Origin of the sequence: Candidatus Magnetobacterium casense (genome assembly GCF_000714715.1) — a bacterium.
In the GTDB taxonomy this organism is placed as follows: domain Bacteria; phylum Nitrospirota; class Thermodesulfovibrionia; order Thermodesulfovibrionales; family Magnetobacteriaceae; genus Magnetobacterium; species Magnetobacterium casense.
This window is the reverse complement of record NZ_JMFO01000023.1, coordinates 1-16,766: the sequence shown is the minus strand read 5'-3', so window position 1 is coordinate 16,766 and position 16,766 is coordinate 1. Positions and strand designations below refer to the sequence as shown.

Annotated in this window: 18 protein-coding genes; 13 read left to right on the top strand and 5 right to left on the bottom strand. The window is 49.4% G+C overall.

What is annotated here, in order from left to right; translation table 11 throughout:
* Positions 1-69 precede the first annotated feature (69 nt).
* Positions 70-1,668, bottom strand: a complete 1,599-nt coding sequence (locus Mcas_RS11665; RefSeq protein WP_052567300.1) for a hydrogenase large subunit — start codon at positions 1,666-1,668, stop codon at positions 70-72.
* 401 nt (positions 1,669-2,069) lie between these two features.
* Here Mcas_RS11665 and Mcas_RS11660 point away from each other — a divergent pair, with 401 nt between their 5' ends.
* On the top strand, positions 2,070-2,804 hold the full coding sequence (locus tag Mcas_RS11660; protein WP_052567299.1) for a metal-dependent transcriptional regulator: 735 nt from the start codon (positions 2,070-2,072) through the stop codon (positions 2,802-2,804).
* Positions 2,805-2,865: 61 nt separating this feature from the next.
* Here the strand turns inward: Mcas_RS11660 and Mcas_RS11655 are convergent, their stop codons facing one another.
* On the bottom strand, positions 2,866-3,552 hold the full coding sequence (locus Mcas_RS11655; RefSeq protein ID WP_081853814.1) for a uracil-DNA glycosylase: 687 nt from the start codon (positions 3,550-3,552) through the stop codon (positions 2,866-2,868).
* Complete coding sequence (locus tag Mcas_RS11650; RefSeq protein ID WP_040335723.1) at positions 3,519-3,725, bottom strand: type II toxin-antitoxin system HicB family antitoxin; 207 nt, start codon at positions 3,723-3,725, stop codon at positions 3,519-3,521. Before Mcas_RS11650 ends, Mcas_RS11655 begins: the two co-directional genes overlap by 34 nt.
* A gap of 204 nt (positions 3,726-3,929) precedes the next feature.
* Between Mcas_RS11650 and Mcas_RS11645 the strand changes: the two genes are divergently transcribed.
* The 8 genes from Mcas_RS11645 to Mcas_RS11615 all read left to right on the top strand — a co-directional run bounded on the left by Mcas_RS11645 (position 3,930) and on the right by Mcas_RS11615 (position 10,695).
* Positions 3,930-4,388, top strand: a complete 459-nt coding sequence (locus Mcas_RS11645) for a 3-hydroxyacyl-ACP dehydratase FabZ family protein (protein ID WP_052567297.1) — start codon at positions 3,930-3,932, stop codon at positions 4,386-4,388.
* Positions 4,388-5,749 (top strand): beta-ketoacyl-[acyl-carrier-protein] synthase family protein, encoded by a 1,362-nt coding sequence (locus tag Mcas_RS11640; RefSeq protein ID WP_040335722.1) that lies wholly within the window; start codon positions 4,388-4,390, stop codon positions 5,747-5,749. The genes Mcas_RS11645 and Mcas_RS11640 overlap by 1 nt, the downstream gene beginning before the upstream one ends.
* Positions 5,750-5,989: 240 nt before the next feature.
* Entirely contained in the window at positions 5,990-6,976 is a 987-nt protein-coding gene (locus Mcas_RS11635; protein WP_040335721.1) for a GDP-L-fucose synthase family protein, read from the top strand.
* A gap of 191 nt (positions 6,977-7,167) precedes the next feature.
* Positions 7,168-7,632: a PIN domain-containing protein gene (locus Mcas_RS11630; protein ID WP_040335720.1), complete on the top strand. Its 465-nt coding sequence runs from the start codon at positions 7,168-7,170 to the stop codon at positions 7,630-7,632.
* Positions 7,616-7,789: a hypothetical protein gene (locus Mcas_RS18245; protein ID WP_156033338.1), complete on the top strand. Its 174-nt coding sequence runs from the start codon at positions 7,616-7,618 to the stop codon at positions 7,787-7,789. Before Mcas_RS11630 ends, Mcas_RS18245 begins: the two co-directional genes overlap by 17 nt.
* The gene (locus Mcas_RS17745) at positions 7,711-8,175 is read left to right on the top strand and encodes an NAD-dependent epimerase/dehydratase family protein (RefSeq protein WP_320408700.1); all 465 of its coding nucleotides are present in this window, start codon (positions 7,711-7,713) and stop codon (positions 8,173-8,175) included. The genes Mcas_RS18245 and Mcas_RS17745 overlap by 79 nt, the downstream gene beginning before the upstream one ends.
* Positions 8,176-8,283: 108 nt before the next feature.
* Entirely contained in the window at positions 8,284-10,188 is a 1,905-nt protein-coding gene (gene htpG / locus Mcas_RS11620) for a molecular chaperone HtpG (RefSeq protein WP_040335719.1), read from the top strand.
* A gap of 189 nt (positions 10,189-10,377) precedes the next feature.
* Complete coding sequence (locus tag Mcas_RS11615; protein WP_040335718.1) at positions 10,378-10,695, top strand: nucleotidyltransferase domain-containing protein; 318 nt, start codon at positions 10,378-10,380, stop codon at positions 10,693-10,695.
* Between the two features lie 7 nt (positions 10,696-10,702).
* Here the strand turns inward: Mcas_RS11615 and Mcas_RS11610 are convergent, their stop codons facing one another.
* Together Mcas_RS11610 and Mcas_RS11605 are read right to left on the bottom strand one after the other, a co-directional pair.
* Positions 10,703-12,178, bottom strand: coding sequence for an ATP-binding protein (locus tag Mcas_RS11610; RefSeq protein ID WP_040335717.1), 1,476 nt, complete (start codon positions 12,176-12,178; stop codon positions 10,703-10,705).
* Between the two features lie 95 nt (positions 12,179-12,273).
* Positions 12,274-12,813, bottom strand: a complete 540-nt coding sequence (locus Mcas_RS11605) for a Uma2 family endonuclease (protein ID WP_040335716.1) — start codon at positions 12,811-12,813, stop codon at positions 12,274-12,276.
* A 200-nt stretch (positions 12,814-13,013) separates the two neighbouring features.
* On the opposite strand from Mcas_RS11605, the gene Mcas_RS11600 reads away from it, so the two are divergent.
* The 4 genes from Mcas_RS11600 to Mcas_RS11585 all read left to right on the top strand — a co-directional run.
* On the top strand, positions 13,014-13,679 hold the full coding sequence (locus tag Mcas_RS11600) for a formate hydrogenlyase (protein WP_040335715.1): 666 nt from the start codon (positions 13,014-13,016) through the stop codon (positions 13,677-13,679).
* A 3-nt stretch (positions 13,680-13,682) separates the two neighbouring features.
* Entirely contained in the window at positions 13,683-15,128 is a 1,446-nt protein-coding gene (locus Mcas_RS11595; protein WP_040335714.1) for a hydrogenase 4 subunit F, read from the top strand.
* Positions 15,129-15,447: 319 nt separating this feature from the next.
* Positions 15,448-16,296, top strand: a complete 849-nt coding sequence (locus tag Mcas_RS11590; protein ID WP_040335746.1) for an IS1634 family transposase — start codon at positions 15,448-15,450, stop codon at positions 16,294-16,296.
* A 96-nt stretch (positions 16,297-16,392) separates the two neighbouring features.
* Positions 16,393-16,766, top strand: a 374-nt coding sequence (locus Mcas_RS11585; protein ID WP_040335713.1) for an ISAzo13-like element transposase-related protein, incomplete at its 3' end; no start/stop codon positions are given.

Sequence of the window (16,766 nt, the reverse complement as noted above, 5' to 3'; positions counted from 1 at the left end):
ACGGTAAATTTGTTCTCATTCACAGACGCTAAAAAAAGAAAGAAGGAGGGCGGTTACGCCCCTGTGTTGTTACAGGTCGTGCCCGGAGTACGATTGATTAAAGCTCTTGTTGCAGACAGGGAAGTCGGGGACGATGTTTCCGGGGATGGCCTGCTCAAGTGCCAGCCAGTTTACACCGGAGGGGTCCCTGACCATGCAGCGGCTGACCTGTCCCTGTGCATCAGAGGCAAGCCAGTAGATGATCTCTCCGCGCCAGCCCTCAACGGCCGCAAATCCGGCCCTGCCTGGCAGGGGCAACTCCATTGACACTGAGACGTCTCCAACGGGCAACAGAGCGAGTATCCTGCGTATCAGGACAATGGATTGCCGCACCTCCTCGACCCTGACCCATGCCCGTGCATGTACGTCTCCCGATACCAGAACCGGCACCTTGACCTCCAGGCGGTCATAGGGAGGGAAGGGATTGTGCAGGCGACAATCCACGTTTAACCCGCTAGCACGCGCCACAATGCCAACCACACCCAACTCCCTTGCCACCTCAGGGGTAAGACAACCGGTATCACGCAGCCTGTCTTCCAGGGAGGGGTTATCGTCGTAGATGGCAACGAGTCGCTCAAACTCATCCTCAAGCAGCGTCATCTCAGCCAATATGTCTCTGACACCGGCGGCATCGATGTCCACGGCTACCCCGCCAGGTGTCACCCTGTCCATGATAAACCGGTGCCCGAAGAGACTGTGGTTGGTATGGACGATTATCTCCTTGAGCCTGGCAAACTGATACAGCAAGAGCGCAAAAGCTACATCGTTGCATATTGCACCCAGATCGCCCAGGTGATTGGCAATTCGTTCGCGCTCAAGAAACAGCGCCCGCAACCACTGCGCCCTAGGCGGAATAATGCACTGCGTTATGGACTCCAAGGCCATGCAGTAGGCAAGGCTGTGTGCAACCGTCGTATCGCCCGACACCCTGCCGGCAAGCCGTGCACCCTCATGCCAGCCCAGGGACTCAAACCGCTTTTCGATCCCCTTATGCACGTAGCCCAGGCGTTCTTCGAGGTTGATGACGTGCTCACCCACGGCCTGAAAGCGAAAGTGACCCGGCTCTATAATGCCGGCATGCACCGGCCCTACCGGGATTTCGTAAACACCATCGCCATCGGTACTGATCCACTTATACTGACCATTGGTTCTTTCCATGCGTTGTGAGGCGTCGAAGGACTTGCGCAGCGGCCAGGCGTCCTGGGGCCAGTCCTCAAACTTTATCCACGGTCTCAGGTCGGGATGTCCAACTGGTGTAACCCCCATGAGGCTGTGTATCTGTCGCTCAAACCGCCAGGCGGTAACATACAGGCCCGTCAGGGTTGGAAACGTGGGGTCGGCGGCGGGGACGTCGGTTGTCACGATGAGGTACTCAGACTCCCTCCTGTAGCACGCAAAGACCGAAAAACACCCTTGCTCCTGACTCCGATCACTTGCCCATTGGGCAACCAAAAAGGCATAGACTTCCTTCATGACCTTTGCCACCGCCACAAACCCCTCCCTTGAGACCACACAGCACGGCACCGATGCCGGGTATTGAGTTGTGTCGTAGTTTATGTATTCCCCGATGCAGGAGCGGCCCGTGGCAATAGAGCAGGCCGAAGTTATGGCGTCTCTGAGTATGTTCACTTAAAACACTACGCTGTCTTTTTTCATGCCTTAGTTGATTATACTAAAATAAATGCCTGAAAAAATCAACTGTATATTATAGGGGATGCAAAACACATTAAGAAATATAGAGACTGGGTTGTACATAGAAATAAACCACTTTCATGGGCTATCACTCCTATAGGAGCCTTTGAGGTTCTGTCTGAGATCATTTCTGCGCTAAATGAGATAAGGTAGTGTATGCCTGTGGTCTTTGATGATCTTTGCCCCAGGACACTTTTCAAACATAAGCCTCAATGAGTTGACGCACGTAACCGTCAGAACAAACCCACCGGACAGGGTCGATAAAACTTGAAATTGTCAGCAGAGATATGTTAAAATTATGACATGATGGTTCTAAAACGTGACAGGAGTGTATTTGCATGAGTAATAGAAAGGAAATAGACGAATATCTCGAAAGATTGTGGTATATGCAGGAGGAAGCCAAGAACTCCTTCAACGACCTGGTGGAGCTTATTGAGGGCGACTATAGCCCCGAACTTGTCAACGAACTGGTGAGCGATGGGCTTGTCGATGTCGTGCAGCAGACAAACAGCATCAGTCTGACCAAGAAGGGGTATGACTATGCCCGTCAGATAGTGCGGGCGCACAGGTTGGCAGAGAGGCTGTTGTATGACGTGATGGGGCGCAACATTGAAGAAGGGGCATGTGAGTTTGAGCACATCGTTACCCTTGAGTTAGTGGACAGCATTTGCATCCTGCTGGGGCATCCCAGGGAATGTCCTCACGGCTTACCGATCCCCGAGGGGGAGTGTTGCAAGGAGTCCATCAAGACGGTAAAGAGTCAGATACTGCACCTGGATGAGATGGCGGTTGGTCAGAGTGCGCGCGTTGCATACATCAACAGCAGCAGCGACGTACATTTACACAGACTCAACACCCTGCAGATCAGGCCAGGGTCAATCGTAAAGTTACATCAAAAGTACCCCTCATACGTGATCGACTGCGAGGGGGCAGCCATCGCAATGGACGATGAAATTGCACACAGCATATGCGTCTGGACGAAGGATAAAAAACACGACGAATCCAAGAAAAAAACCCAAAAAAAAGGCAAATTCTTTGGACTCAGCATGAAGTTCAAAAAGAAAGACAAATAAGTAATATGGCGTTCTGTATGGCCAATTATCTCAGAGCCGAAAAGCTGCAGGAGATCAGCTATTACAGCCCCTCTTTCCCCTCCACTTGTAGGCCTAATGCCGCCAGCACCATCAGGGCGTCGTTCCAGGTTACCCACTTCTGTGAGGAGTTGCGCAACAGATAGGATGGATGAAAGGTCGGCATTACCTTGATACCGCTGTAGTCGTGAAAGCGTCCACGCAGATCACTTATCCTCTTGTCGGTTTTAAGGAGGGTGCGGGTTGAAACGCTTCCCAATGTCATGATGACCTCCGGAGCTATGGCGGCTATCTGCTTTTCAACAAAGCCGATACATGCCCTGACCTCGTCCTCTTCGGGGTCTCTGTTGCCGGGGGGACGACACTTGACTATGTTGGCAATGTAGACGGACTGACGCGTAAAGCCCATCTTTTCTATCAGACTCGTAAGCAGCTTCCCTGCCCTGCCCACAAACGGTCGTCCCTGTTCGTCCTCATCGGCGCCGGGCCCCTCTCCGACAAACAACAGCCGGGCCGTAGGGGAACCCTCGCCAAAGACAATGTTCTTCCTGCCGGCGTGCAGCTTGCAACGTGTACACTGACCAAGCTCATCTCTGACGGCCTGCAGGGGAGCAACGGCCTGCATAGAGGCAACGTCCAATCTCAAGGGCGGCAGGACATCAAAATCAAGGTGCTTGTAGACCTTGAGCAGTTCTATCATAGCAGCATAAGTGTATTGTCTGGATGGCATTTTTTTATCCTTATTGTCCTCTCTATTAATACTTCAATGTATAGGGCTATTGCCTCCCTGATGTTTTCAATGGCATCCTGCCGTGTCCGTCCCTGGCTAATGCACCCCGGCAGACTTGGCCGTTCAACCACCCAATAGTCGTCTTCACCCGGATAGATAATCACCTTCCGCATGTTCTATTGTAACATAAGCATAGAATCTTTCCCCAATGTAAAAATTCTTTCTGTGACACCGTGATTGCCGGATGTTGCAATAATTTAGCGATACTGTTAAAATTGGTTATGTATGTGTTCATATAAGGAAATTAACCCTGAGACATTGTCAAGCATAAAGGCGTTAGAGTTAGAATCTGCCATGTTGCGATAAGGGAAGAAGATATGCGTTATTTATTGATTGACAGGATTATTGACTACCAGAGCGGTCAACGGATAAGGGGCGTCAAGAACGTCGCTATGTCGGAGGATTTTCTGGAGTATCACTTCCCGCGCAATCCGGTGATGCCGGGGGTACTGTTGCTGGAAGCGATGGTGCAGCTTGCCGGGTGGTTGCAGTGTGCCTCGACGGACTTTACGCAGTGGGTTGTTGTAGAGACCGTGCATAAGTGCAGATTTTATGGATTTGCCCTCCCCGGAGACCAGGTTGAGATTGTCGTGGACGTTGTTGCCGATATCACACCAGAAGACCGAAAAGCCGTCTTTAAGGCAACCGGAACCGTCCTGGGACAGAAAAAGGTCAGTGCCGAGTTTTCTGGAGTTGTCATCCCCCTTGCAGAGATTGCAGACAGGGATGAGCAACTGCACCAGTTCAGACTCATGATGCGGGATATGGGCCTGTGATGGCAGATTTGATGACGGGCCCCAAAAAGACAGACGTAGCCGAGACAGACGTAGCCGTAATCGGCATGGGGCTTGTTACCCCCCTTGGAACCGGCGTCAATGACCACTGGCAGGGTATACGGTCGATGCAGACCGGCATCAGACATCACGGTCTGCCCGCCAATGACCTCACCCCCAACCAGGAGTACCCACGCTATCTCCAGTACTACGGCAAGGTGCAGGACGTAAGCTACCCTTTTGCCATACCTGAGAAGCTCAACAGTCAGATGAAGTTTCTCAACCGTGGCTCAGTCCTCGGATTTGCCGCGGCCCTGGACGCCATCGCACATGCGCAGATTGCCATAGAGCAGCTTGACGTTGCCCCCGACAGACGTGCCCTGTACATTGCTACAGGTGACTTTACAAAGGTAGGGTACGATTTCTTCTATACGGCCCTGAAAGAGGCGTGTAAAGATACCCCTTTCCGGCACAGTGCGGAGGTCAACTACCAACGGCTCAACAACGCCGCCCTTAACAGGGTCAACCCCTTTTATTTGCTGGAATCCATTGCCAACAATCTGTTCAGCGTCCTCAGCGCCTTTACGCAGTTTATGGGGACTAACACCACGTTGGCCAGTCAATCTCCCTGTGGGGCACTGGCCTTGGAGCTGGCCGCACGGGCAATCAGACAGGGCCGGGCCGACGTTGCCCTTGCCGTTGGATGTGGCAACTGGACTACGGAGGTGCCCAGGTACGAAATGGCACAACTGGGGTTGTTGTCGAGCTGTTCCAGGGCAGCGGCATCCTTCAGGCCGTTTGACCGGCACAGGGATGGCTTTATCCCGTCCGAGGGGGGGGCGGCATTGTTGCTGGAAAATGCCCGGAGGGCCGTGCGGCGTGGTGCGAAGATACATGCGGTGCTCAAGGGCTTTGGCAGTTACGTGGAGTTTGCCGATGGTGCCTCCGTCAGCGTGCCGGACCAGGTCATACGGCGGTGCATGGAGGAAGCCCTCGCCGATGCCCAGTCCCAGGTCGAGGACCTGAGCCTGATATCCCCACATGGCAGTGCCACACAAAAAGGTGACAGATCAGAACTCAGCTCCATCAAGGCACTCCTGCAAGGCTACCCGTTGCCCATATGCGGTCTCAAGCCCTACACAGGGCACATGGCAGCGGCAAGCGATATAGCAGAGACCATCATGGCAATCCTGGCCTTGAGGCATGGCATTGCACCAGCCACTTTAAACTATGCTACACCACAGAGGGAATTTGCCGGACTCAACATCCCGGTTGTCCATACACCCGCCACAGGTAAGACGTTCCTGTCGGTGAGCTATGGCATTGGTGGTCAGTCTTCGGCAGTTGTTGCCGAGGCCGTGTAGCAGTCCTCTGAATCACTGTCAGGTAAAATTATATAATCAACCTTAAAGGCTTTAAGCCTAAATAATAATAAATAACGGAGCATAAATGTTTAGAACATTAGGGTTAAGAATAATGGGGTCAAGGGGACTGGTCCCCTTGCGGGGGAGGTCTGAGGAGGGGGCGGAGCCGCCCTCCTTCTTTTCTTCTGTTGTTATAGCTACTTATACTCTTCTGCTTATAACGTTAAGGAGCATGGAATTATGATGAAAGATAGTCGGATATACGTGGCCGGTCACAGGGGGTTGTTGGGGAGGGCGTTGGTTAAGAGGCTTGCCCAACACGGATTCACTAACGTGATAACCAGGACGCGGGCAGAATTGAACCTCAGTGAGAAGACAGAGGTGGAGGCGTTTTTTAGCACCCACAGACCGGAGTACGTCTTCCTGGCCGCTGGCAAGACCGGTGGCATCATGGCAAACAAGATCTGGCCGGCGGACTTTCTCCACGCCAACATTTCGATCCAGGACAACGTTTTTGAGGCCGCACAGCGTTACGAGGCCAGACACGTCATCTTCTATGCCTCCTCCTGCATCTATCCCAAGCACTCTGCGCAGCCCATCCGTGAGGGCTATCTCTTCACCGGGGAGATCGAACAGACCAGCGAGGCCTATGCCGCGGCAAAAATAGCCGGTGTCATAGCGTGCAGGGCCTACAACACTCAGTACAATACCAGGCGTTTTATTGCCCTGCTTCCCAACTCGATGTTTGGCCCCTACGACAACTTCGACCTAACCAGCTCGCACGTCCTCTCCGCCCTGATCCGCAAGCTCCACGACGCTGCACGCAGAGGGGACAGCAATATAGAGCTTTGGGGCAGCGGCAACCCGCGTCGGGAGTTCATCTACAGCGAGGACGTGGCCGATGCCTCGATCTTTATGATGCACAATGCCGAGCGCCTTGACAACGTCCACTACAACATCGGCACCGGCAAGGACTACTCAATCAGGGAACTGGCCGGATTGATTGCCTCTGTCGTCGGATATAAGGGCGAGATCGTGTGGGATACGTCCAAGCCCGATGGCACGATGCAGAAGCTCCTGGACAGCAGCGCCATGTTGTCCCTTGGATGGCAGCCGTCCTTTTCGCTCCAGGAGGGCCTGCGGTTGACGTATGAGTGGTTTAAGGACAACTGCGGGGGTAGGGAGGAGATTGGGGGACAGGGTTTGCAACATGTTTCGCAGGAATGACAGTTACAGACGTTTTCCAATTGTGTCATTCCTGGCTTGACCAGGAATCCAGGATGCGTAACAGTATAGTTGCCATGAAATATGAAGAGGATACGTTTTTGCCACGTATTGCTTATATGTTTTTTTAGCGAGAATCGCTGGATGTGGAGATTTTTGTTGCCTTACATGAAAAAGAATTGTTAGACTAGTATATGATATCAAGAGTATATGTTGATACATCAGTGATAGGAGGTTGTCTGGATGATGAATTTTCCATGTGGTCTAATGCCTTGCTTAAAGAGTTTTCCTCGAAAATTAAAATTGCTGTAGTTTCTGACCTTACGCTTCAAGAACTTGAAGAGGCACCTCATGAAGTAAAACAGGTTTTACAACACATACCTTTAGGATCTATAGAATACGTCTTTCTTTCTAATGAGGCTATATTGCTTGCCGATGCTTACATTAAGCATAATGTGGTCAACAAAAAGCACATTGTTGATGCCCAACATATAGCAATTGCCACCGTGGAAATGGTCCACGTGTTGGTAAGTTGGAACTTTAAACAAATCGTGAATTTAGACCGTATAAGGAAGTTTAATGCGGTAAATCTAATGCAAGGTTATCATTTTATTGAAATAAGGAGTCCCGTGGAGGTTTTGTATGAAAAAGAAGATTGATTCCGTAGCGATAATGCGTCAGATCAGGGCAAAGCTATCGGAAAAATATGCCAGGTCACATGAGGAAGAACTATCGGAATTAAAGAGCAAGTTTGGTCACTTGAGAAGACAGGCAGAGCCAGACACCTCACCAGATCGCACGTTCTCTCAGCCCTGAGCCGCATCCACGACGCCGCACGCAGAGGGGACAGCAAGATAGAGCTTTGGGGCAGCGGCAACCCGCCTCGGGAGTTCATCTACAGCGAGGACGTGGCCGATGCCTCGATCTTTATGATGCACAATGCCGGGCGTTTTGACAACGTCCACTACAACGTCGGCACCGGCAATGACTACTCGATCAGGGAACTGACCGGACTGATCGCCTCCGTCGTTGGATACAAGGGCGAGATCGTGTGGGATACGTCCAAACCCGATGGCACGATGCAGAAGCTCCTGGACAGCAGCGCGATGTTGTCCCTGGGATGGCAGCCGTCCTTTTCGCTCCAGGAGGGGCTGCGGTTGACGTATGAGTGGTTTAAGGACAACTGCGGGGACAAGCGGTAAGCATAATACTATAGCAATTTTCTGTTGATCTTTTGTCGCTGAAACCTATAAAATATCTCTAAGCATAACGCATATAAGCATAACAATGGAGGTGCTATAAGAAAGATTATGACAACAGAGACACTTGAGTTTAAGACTGAGGTAAATCAACTCCTTGACCTTGTGATACACTCGCTGTATTCGCACAAGGAGGTGTTTTTGAGGGAGTTGATATCCAATGCCTCGGATGCCATTGACAAGAGACGCTACGAGTCGCTCATTAACCCCGACCTTGGCAGGGATGCCGGTGACTGGAAGATTCGGATAACCGTTGACAAGGACAAGGGGACGCTGACGATCAGCGACAATGGCATCGGCATGACACGCCAGGAGGCCATACGAGAACTCGGCACAATTGCGCGTTCAGGGACAGTGGAATTTCTCAAGTCGCTAAAGGACAGGGACGTCAAGGACAACCCTGAACTTATCGGGCAATTTGGCGTGGGGTTTTATTCTTCCTTTATGGTGGCCGACAGTGTGACGGTTATCTCAAAAAGTGCCCAGGCAGGGGACAATCCGGCCATTAAGTGGCAGTCCGAGGCAAAGGGCGCCTTCGTTATCGAGGACACCGAAAGGGCAACCGCAGGCACTGACATAATCCTGCACATCAACAAAGAAGAGGACAAATACCTCGACCAATGGGAACTCAGAAGCCTGGTCAAAAAGTACTCCGACTATATTGCACACCCTATCGTGATGGAAGTTGAAAAGGAAAAGGACAGCTCCATAGACAAGTCCCAAAAGGTTAAGGTCAAGGAAGACGAAGTCCTCAACTCCATGAAGGCCATCTGGCTCAAGGACAAGGCCGATATAGCCGAAGCCGAATACAACGAGTTCTATAAGCACATCTCACACGATTTCACAGACCCCTTAAGGGTGATCCACTATAAGGCCGAGGGCACGTCGGAGTTCACCGCACTGTTGTACATCCCATCGATGATCCCATTTGACATCTACTTTGACAAGTTCAAGGTTGGCACGGCGCTATACGTCAAGCGAGTGAAGATCATGGACCACTGCGAGGAACTGTTACCCAAGTACCTGCGGTTTGTAAAGGGCGTTGTTGACTCCTCTGACCTGCCGCTGAACGTCTCCAGGGAGATGCTTCAGAACAACCGCCAAGTGGATATCATAAATAAAAATGCAACCAAAAAGGTGCTTGACTCCCTTGCCGATATGATGCAAAAGGAGCCGGAGAAGTACGAGGAGTTCTTCAAGATATTTGGCAAGGTACTAAAGGAGGGCGTCCACTTTGACCTCAGTCGCCGTGAGGCTATCGCTGACTTGGTGCTGTTTAAGTCCATCAGGACGGACAAGGACAAGTTTACCACCCTCAAGGACTACGTCGCCAACATCAAGGAGGGACAGGAGGAGGTCTACTACATCACGGCACCATCGGTGCAGGAGGCCATGAGTTCTCCCTACATCGAGACATTCATGGACAAGGGCTACGACGTTCTGATCATGCCTGATGAGTTTGACGATATCATATTCAACCTCTTTGAGTACAAGGGCAAGAAGTTTAAGTCCGTGATCAAGGGCGACATAAAACTCGACAACAAAGAAGAGGCAGAAGAAAAAAAAGAAACCGCCAAGAAGTTTAAAAAACTCCTGGACATGATCCACGACCGTCTTGCGGAGGAGGTCAAGGAGGTGCGTCTGTCGGGCAGGTTGAAGGACTCACCCTGTTGTCTGGTCACAGACGATCACGCAATAGACCCGGCAATGGAGCGATTGCTTATGTCCATGGGCAAAGAAGTGCCAACAAGCAAGAGGATACTCGAACTCAATCCCTCTCATCCGCTTATTCAGGCAATGGAGAAGACCTTTAACGACAACGCCACCAGCGAAAAACTAAACGAAGGCATACGACTGCTCTACGACCAGGCCGTACTGCTAGAAGGGGGCAAGCTCAAGGACCCCGCAGCATTTACAAAGACCGTGACAAAACTCATGGCCGCAACCATGAGCTAACGGCTAAAACCCTCTCTCTTGCGTAAATTACGTGGTCAAGGCCGGATAGCCTTGATCACGTAAGCTGTATAAAAGGTTTTTTGAGGTATAGGCTTGCGTTGAGTATCCTGATGAAAAAAGGAGTTTTAGAAAGAAAAGCACAAGAGACTTTACAGAAAACAAGTTAAAGGAAATTGAGGGGATTTTTAATTGGCTCAAATCAATGCTTTAATAACAGAAAAGATTACAATGTTTCTCAGCAGAGTAGGTGAGCAAGGTATACATATAGATTCGGCTTACCTTTTTGGTTCGTTTGTAAAGGGAAATGACGGCAAATGGAGCGATATCGATATAGCGGTTATATCATCTGATATTTCAGAAGACCGTCTTAAGGAAAGAGTAAGACTAATGATGATAGCCTGTGATATTGACAATAGAATAGAGCCTGTCCCCTTTAGACCTGAAGACTTTACAGATGAAGACCCTCTGGTATGGGAGATAAAAAGATACGGAGTCAAGTTGGTATAGTGAATAATCATACCGCCACACGCCCATGTCTCAATATGACCTCAAACATGGCCCCACCCTTGATATTCCTCGCCTCGATCCTGCCATTGAGATGCGTCTCTGTGATTATCCGCGACAGGTACAGGCCCTGACCAACACCCTTGCCCTGCTCCCTGGTCGTAAAGTACGGCTCAAATATCTTGTCCATGATGTCTTTTCTGATGCCGCCGCCGTTATCGCTGATGGTTACCTTTATCGTGTCACCCATATTATAAAAATCCACGCATATGATACCATTGCTGTCCTTGTCAAGTAACCCCTGTTGTCTCTGGTGCAGTATGGCGTCTTTTGAGTTGCTCAGTATGTTTAGCATGACGTACTGGAAGTGTTGTCTGTACGTATCGAACATCAAATCGCCGCAACCGGTCACCTCCGACATATTTGTAACGGTTTCGTTGTGAGCGTGGCACGTAATCGTAAAATCTATGAGATTGACGTTGAGTATTGGCTGGAGTAGGGTTAAGACCTCCGCCGTGGCCACCTTTACGTCGAAGCGTTCCTTTTCCTCTTTGGGGCTGTAGAAGTTCATGAAGTCGTTTATGGTATCCGACATGCCCTTTAATTCCTGCATAGCCTCCGCCACGGCATTGTTTATGTAGGCGGCATCCAGTTCACCGTGCTCATGGGCCTCCTGGATGTCCTGGATTATTAACCCAACGGTATGCAGGGGCTGTCTCCAGTGGTGGGAGATGTTTACCAGCAACTGCCCCATCCTGGCCAGCTTTGCCTGATGTATCAATACCTGCTCTTGTTCTCTGCGCCTGGCCACCTCTGACTTGATCGTCTCTTCCAACGGGGCGGCTATGCTCCTTGTTATTGCCACGGATATTGCGCTGCCCAGGATAACCGCCAACAATCCCCACAGAGTGATAATGACCTTTGCCTTCCGGTACATATCAGCGGCATAAGTGTCGGCGTCTTTGACGTGCTCCTTTTCCGTCTCAACAAGCGTGTCAAGGTCTGCCAGCCACTTCCATTGGACGGAGCGCACTTCGGTGACAAGCAAATCGGTCGCTTCTTTCCTTTTGCCTGATAACGATAACTCAACGACATTGTCCCACAGCGCAAGGGTTATCGCATCCTCCTCCTGGAGGCTCTTAAGCAGGGCGTTTGACTTGTCATCGTGGAGGTCTGCCATCAACTCATTTCTTTTTTTCATATATTGCCCCCTGGCCTCTGACAAGCGCTTAAGCTCATACCGTCTCCCTGCAGGGTCATCCAAAAGCAGCACGTTCCGCACAAGCACGGAGCTATGGCGCACAAAGTACCGCATATCCTGAGCAATCCCCAACCGCACGTTGTGCAACCTCACGATCTTATCAATGGAGACCTCCATGTCACTCAGATACGAAACCGATATCCCTACCAAAGCAGCTATGATGCCCAAAAACAAGAAAAAACCTGCCGCTATACGTATGATTATCTTTGAATATCCGGTTTTCATGAAATCCCTGGTCTTGTAATCACGTCTTATTTAAAGTGAAAAACTTGGATAATTTAAAAGGAGGATGGTTTGTGATAGAGGTGCCCCACCCCTAATCAATCCCAGGTATCTTCTTCAAATATCTCACGAACGTCAAACTCAAGCCCCTCAATTGCCTTTGACCTCACGATTCCCTCATCAATGGCCGATGAGTACAGGTCATACTCGCCATCTTTAATGGTATATATCTCAAGTGTACCGTACTCTGGGTAGACCAGCCAATATTCGGGTACTCGATAGTGTTGATATATCTTCTTTTTTTTATCGGTATCCATATGTAAGGTGTTCTTAGATACCACCTCGCACACCATATCAGGGACCCCACGTATCCAGTCTTGTAGTATATGCTTATTGTTTTTATGTATAAATATCAGATCAGGTTGAAGCCTGTTTAAGCCATCCTCTAAGATAACATCAAGTGGTGAGATAAAGACCTTTCCGATTTTTTTGTTTTGGATGTATGTGTTGATAATAGTGCTGAGTTTAAAAACAATCCCCTGATGCTTACTTAACGGACTAGGCGACACAAACTCCTCCCCATCAATTATCTGTGTTAAATCAAACGTCCTTAAATCTTCTGCTTCTAATGTTTGCATAAACCCTTCAACGTATCCTTATTGATTATAAGCTATCACAGAGCAACGGTAATTGTCAATGGTACAATTAGTTTTTCCTTACAGCAAGAATGTTTTGTCAGTGATAAGGAAATAGCTTTTTAGATTGACACCCACTGATACAATGGTTTAGAATTGATTATCAAGAGACGGTAGTTCTCTTGGGGATATTATTGCCGGATATGTACATAGACCTTGTGCATCACATAAACAGCTTTTTGGCTGCCTTTATCCTGCTGACGGCATTTGGTATGCTGGTGCAGAGGAGGATGTCGGGGCTTATATTTCTGTTTACGTGGCAGGGGTTGTTTCTTGCCGTAAACACTGCCTTGGTGGGTTTTGTGGTCAACCGTCACCACCTCTACATTTCATCAGCCCTGACGCTGATACTGAAGGTGCTCCTGCTGCCGTATATACTGCACACCCTTGTCAGACGATTAAAGATACACAAGGAGGTCGAAACCATCCTTCACGTCCCAACGATCATGTTCATTGGCATTGCCCTGGTTATATTCTCCTACCACCTGGTCTCCCCCATCAGGGAACTCTCAACCCTTGTGACACGCTCTACCCTGGCGGTTGCTCTGGCTACCGTCATGTTGGGACTCCTGATGATGATCACCAGGAAAAACGCCGTCACCCAAATCATAGGCTTCCTCGCAATGGAAAACGGACTCTTCTTTGCGGCCACAAGCGCCACCTACGGGATGCCGTTGCTGGTGGAGCTTGGGGTGGCCCTGGACATACTCATTGCCGCATTTATCTTTGGCGTGTTCTTCTTCCACATACACTCCAACTTCGACTCCCTCGACGTCGAACAACTGGCAAGACTCAAGGAGGTGGACTAGGCGGTGTCTCTTGTCGTGTTGCTGTGTCTGCCGCTGTTTGCTGCCGGTGTCCTGGTTGTTGTCAGGGAGCGGCGATTGGCTGCCGAAATCAACGTTGCCGCCTCTGTTGTAACGTTTCTGGCGGGGATGTGGCTGGCCTGGGATGTCCATACCAAAGGCCCCGTGCTTGTGGCCTGGGAACTCCTTTTTGCCGACGCCTTCAGTGTATACCTGGCGCTTATCACCACCTTTGTCGGGATGACTACGTCCGTCTTCAGCCGAAGATACATGGCCGTGGAACAACAGCATGGCGCCCTGGGGCCACAACGTATGAGGTACTATCACACGTTGTTTCAGTTGTTCATCGCCACGATGCTTGTGGCACTGCTGACAAACAGCGTTGGCATACTGTGGATAGCGATGGAGATGGCCACGTTGTCCACGGTCCTTTTGGTATCGCTGTACCGCACGCCGTCATCCATTGAGGCGGCGTGGAAGTACTTCATACTCTGCGGCGTGGGGATTGCCCAGGCACTCTTTGGGACGATTCTGCTCTACCTTGCGGCAGAAAAGGTGCTCGGTGAGGGCGGTGATGCCCTCCTGTGGACAAACCTCAACAGTGTAGGCCACATGATGGAGCCCAACATACTGTCGATGGCATTTGTGTTCCTCATGGTTGGGTACGGCACCAAGATGGGGCTTGTCCCCGTCCACCACTGGCTCCCCGACGCCAACAGTGAAGGGCCGCCACCGATAGCCCTGTTGTCTGGGCTGCTCTTAAACGTTGCCCTCTATGCCCTGGTCAGGTGCAAGGTACTGGTGGATGCCTCGTTGGGTACGCACCATGCCGGCAATATCATGATGGGTTTTGGGTTGCTGTCGGTTATCGTTGCTGCCTTTTCCATCCTGCGGCAGAAGGACTTAAAGCGTATGTTTGCCTACTCTTCCATCGAACACATGGGCATAACTACGTTTGCCTTTGGCCTTGGCGGGGCCACTGCTACTTTTGGGGCATTGCTTCACATGCTTGTGCATAGTCTGACAAAGTCCACCCTGTTCTTCACTGGCGGTCATGCCATACAGATGCACAGGAGCCAGGAGATGAGCAGGATCAGGGGGCTTATCAGGGGCAATCCGGTTGTTGGCTGGGGGCTGATGTTTGGGGTCATGGCCATTGTGGGGATGCCCCCATTTGGCGTCTTTATCAGCGAATTTCTGATCCTCACCGCAACGGTCAAGAGTGCCCCGTATCTGGTCCCGGTGCTTGTTGTTGGGCTGGCGGTGGCCGCTTCGGCGCTCTTTAGACGCGTTCAGTCGATGGTGATGGCCGAGGTGCCCTCATATCAGCACCCCGTGCAGGTGGCCTACGTACCAATTGTGTTGCACGCTGCATTGGTGTTGATGATCGGCATATACATACCCGAATTCTTTGATCAGTGGCTTAAAAACGTCGCAGAGTATCTGAAGTGAGATTCAGTGTGGATATTTCCAGGTACGAAGGTGTAACCCAATGTATCCAATGATGAAGGCATCTGTTTGGCCATCGGGTGGATAGAAGTGGATGCGCATATTCTGACCAAGTAGCTTGCTGTGCCAAGTGAAAGTTCTTTCTACTCCGTCGGGACACTTAAATGTTCTTAAGTCGGAACTTCCAGAGGTTTATCTCCTAAAATCTACATAGACCGTTGAATATACTGCCAATGCTAAGGTAGCGTCATTTTTGTGTAGCTACGAATATTTTACATATATACTTGACAAGCACGTTGATATATGCTATTATGTAGCTACGATGTATGTGCAGAGGATCATAAAGAAAGTAAAAAACCGTACATACTCTACAGTTCTCCTGGTAGAGAGCTATAGAGATGGAGGCAAGGTAAAGCACCACAACATTTTAAATTTGAGCAAGTGGGAAAAGCAACAGGTAGATGCCCTTGATGCATCACTAAAAGGAAATTATTTGTCCTCGCTTGATGATTTAAAAACCAAAGTCGGCAAATCTATTGGAGGAATATGGGTGTTTAAACAATTAGCCGATCAGTTGGGTATAACCAAAGTACTTGGAAAAGGAAAAGAAGCTTTATTTGCTTTGTTGTTAATAATTGGAAGAATAATTACTCAAGGTTCAAGATTACACTTATGTCAGTGGGGTAGGGGACAAGAATTAGAGGATGTATTAGGTATAAAAAAATACGATGAAAATCATCTTTATGCAACTCTTGATTGGCTTTCCATAAACCAGGAGGACATAGAAGATGCTTTATTCAAGAGCAGATACAATGACAAACCTCCTCGTTTGTTTCTCTATGATGTAACATCCAGTTATTTGGAGGGACAGCAAAATGAATTAGCCGCCTACGGTTACAACAGAGATGGTAAAAAAGCTAAAAAACAAATAGTAATAGGATTATTAACTGATGATAATGGTATTCCTGTAGCTGTAAGGGTGTTTAAGGGTAATACATCAGATACATCAACTGTTTGTGAACAAGTGAAGAAGTTATCTAACCGTTTTGGTGTAAAGGATATTACTCTTGTGGGAGATAGAGGTATGATTAAAAATGTGCAAATAGAACATTTATCTTTATATGGCTTTGATTATATTACTGCAATAACAATTGATGGAAATAGAATATGAAGGAGTAAGATATGTATTAGGATTTGTCCACAAATAACTTGTACAAATGGTGTCTAAATATGTTATGCTCAAAAAGTGCAAAGCGATACCGAACTTATGATACAAAGAAAATTTGAAGTACTCAAAGATGTTTTAGACGAACAAGGCAGACGAATGTGGGCTGCAGTGGAAGCCGAGGCATTGGGACGAGGAGGAGTTACTTCAGTTTCCAGATCTACTGGTCTTTCGCGGACAACGATATATGAAGGAATTAGACGTATTGCTGAATCAAAGGAAAAACCTTCAAAAGGGAAAAAGAAGATACGTTTACCTGGAGGTGGACGCAAGCCGGTTGTTGAAACAGACCCATCCGTGCTTGTAGATATTGAGGGGTTGGTAGATCCGGTTACCCGAGGAGACCCTGAGTCTCCATTACGGTGGACCTGTAAGAGTGTTCGTAATCTTGCTGTTGCTCTTCAAAACCAAGGACA

Excerpts from the sequence above, each read along its gene's own strand:
- Mcas_RS11660 (WP_052567299.1), top strand. The coding sequence starts at position 2,070 with ATGAGTAATAGAAAGGAAATAGACGAATATCTCGAAAGATTGTGGTAT.
- Mcas_RS11655 (WP_081853814.1), bottom strand. The coding sequence starts at position 3,552 with ATGCCATCCAGACAATACACTTATGCTGCTATGATAGAACTGCTCAAG.
- Mcas_RS11650 (WP_040335723.1), bottom strand. The coding sequence starts at position 3,725 with ATGCGGAAGGTGATTATCTATCCGGGTGAAGACGACTATTGGGTGGTT.
- Mcas_RS11645 (WP_052567297.1), top strand. The coding sequence starts at position 3,930 with ATGCGTTATTTATTGATTGACAGGATTATTGACTACCAGAGCGGTCAA.
- Mcas_RS11640 (WP_040335722.1), top strand. The coding sequence starts at position 4,388 with ATGGCAGATTTGATGACGGGCCCCAAAAAGACAGACGTAGCCGAGACA.
- Mcas_RS11635 (WP_040335721.1), top strand. The coding sequence starts at position 5,990 with ATGATGAAAGATAGTCGGATATACGTGGCCGGTCACAGGGGGTTGTTG.
- Mcas_RS11630 (WP_040335720.1), top strand. The coding sequence starts at position 7,168 with ATGATATCAAGAGTATATGTTGATACATCAGTGATAGGAGGTTGTCTG.
- Mcas_RS18245 (WP_156033338.1), top strand. The coding sequence starts at position 7,616 with ATGAAAAAGAAGATTGATTCCGTAGCGATAATGCGTCAGATCAGGGCA.
- htpG (WP_040335719.1), top strand. The coding sequence starts at position 8,284 with ATGACAACAGAGACACTTGAGTTTAAGACTGAGGTAAATCAACTCCTT.
- Mcas_RS11610 (WP_040335717.1), bottom strand. The coding sequence starts at position 12,178 with ATGAAAACCGGATATTCAAAGATAATCATACGTATAGCGGCAGGTTTT.
- Mcas_RS11605 (WP_040335716.1), bottom strand. The coding sequence starts at position 12,813 with ATGCAAACATTAGAAGCAGAAGATTTAAGGACGTTTGATTTAACACAG.
- Mcas_RS11600 (WP_040335715.1), top strand. The coding sequence starts at position 13,014 with ATGTACATAGACCTTGTGCATCACATAAACAGCTTTTTGGCTGCCTTT.
- Mcas_RS11590 (WP_040335746.1), top strand. The coding sequence starts at position 15,448 with ATGTATGTGCAGAGGATCATAAAGAAAGTAAAAAACCGTACATACTCT.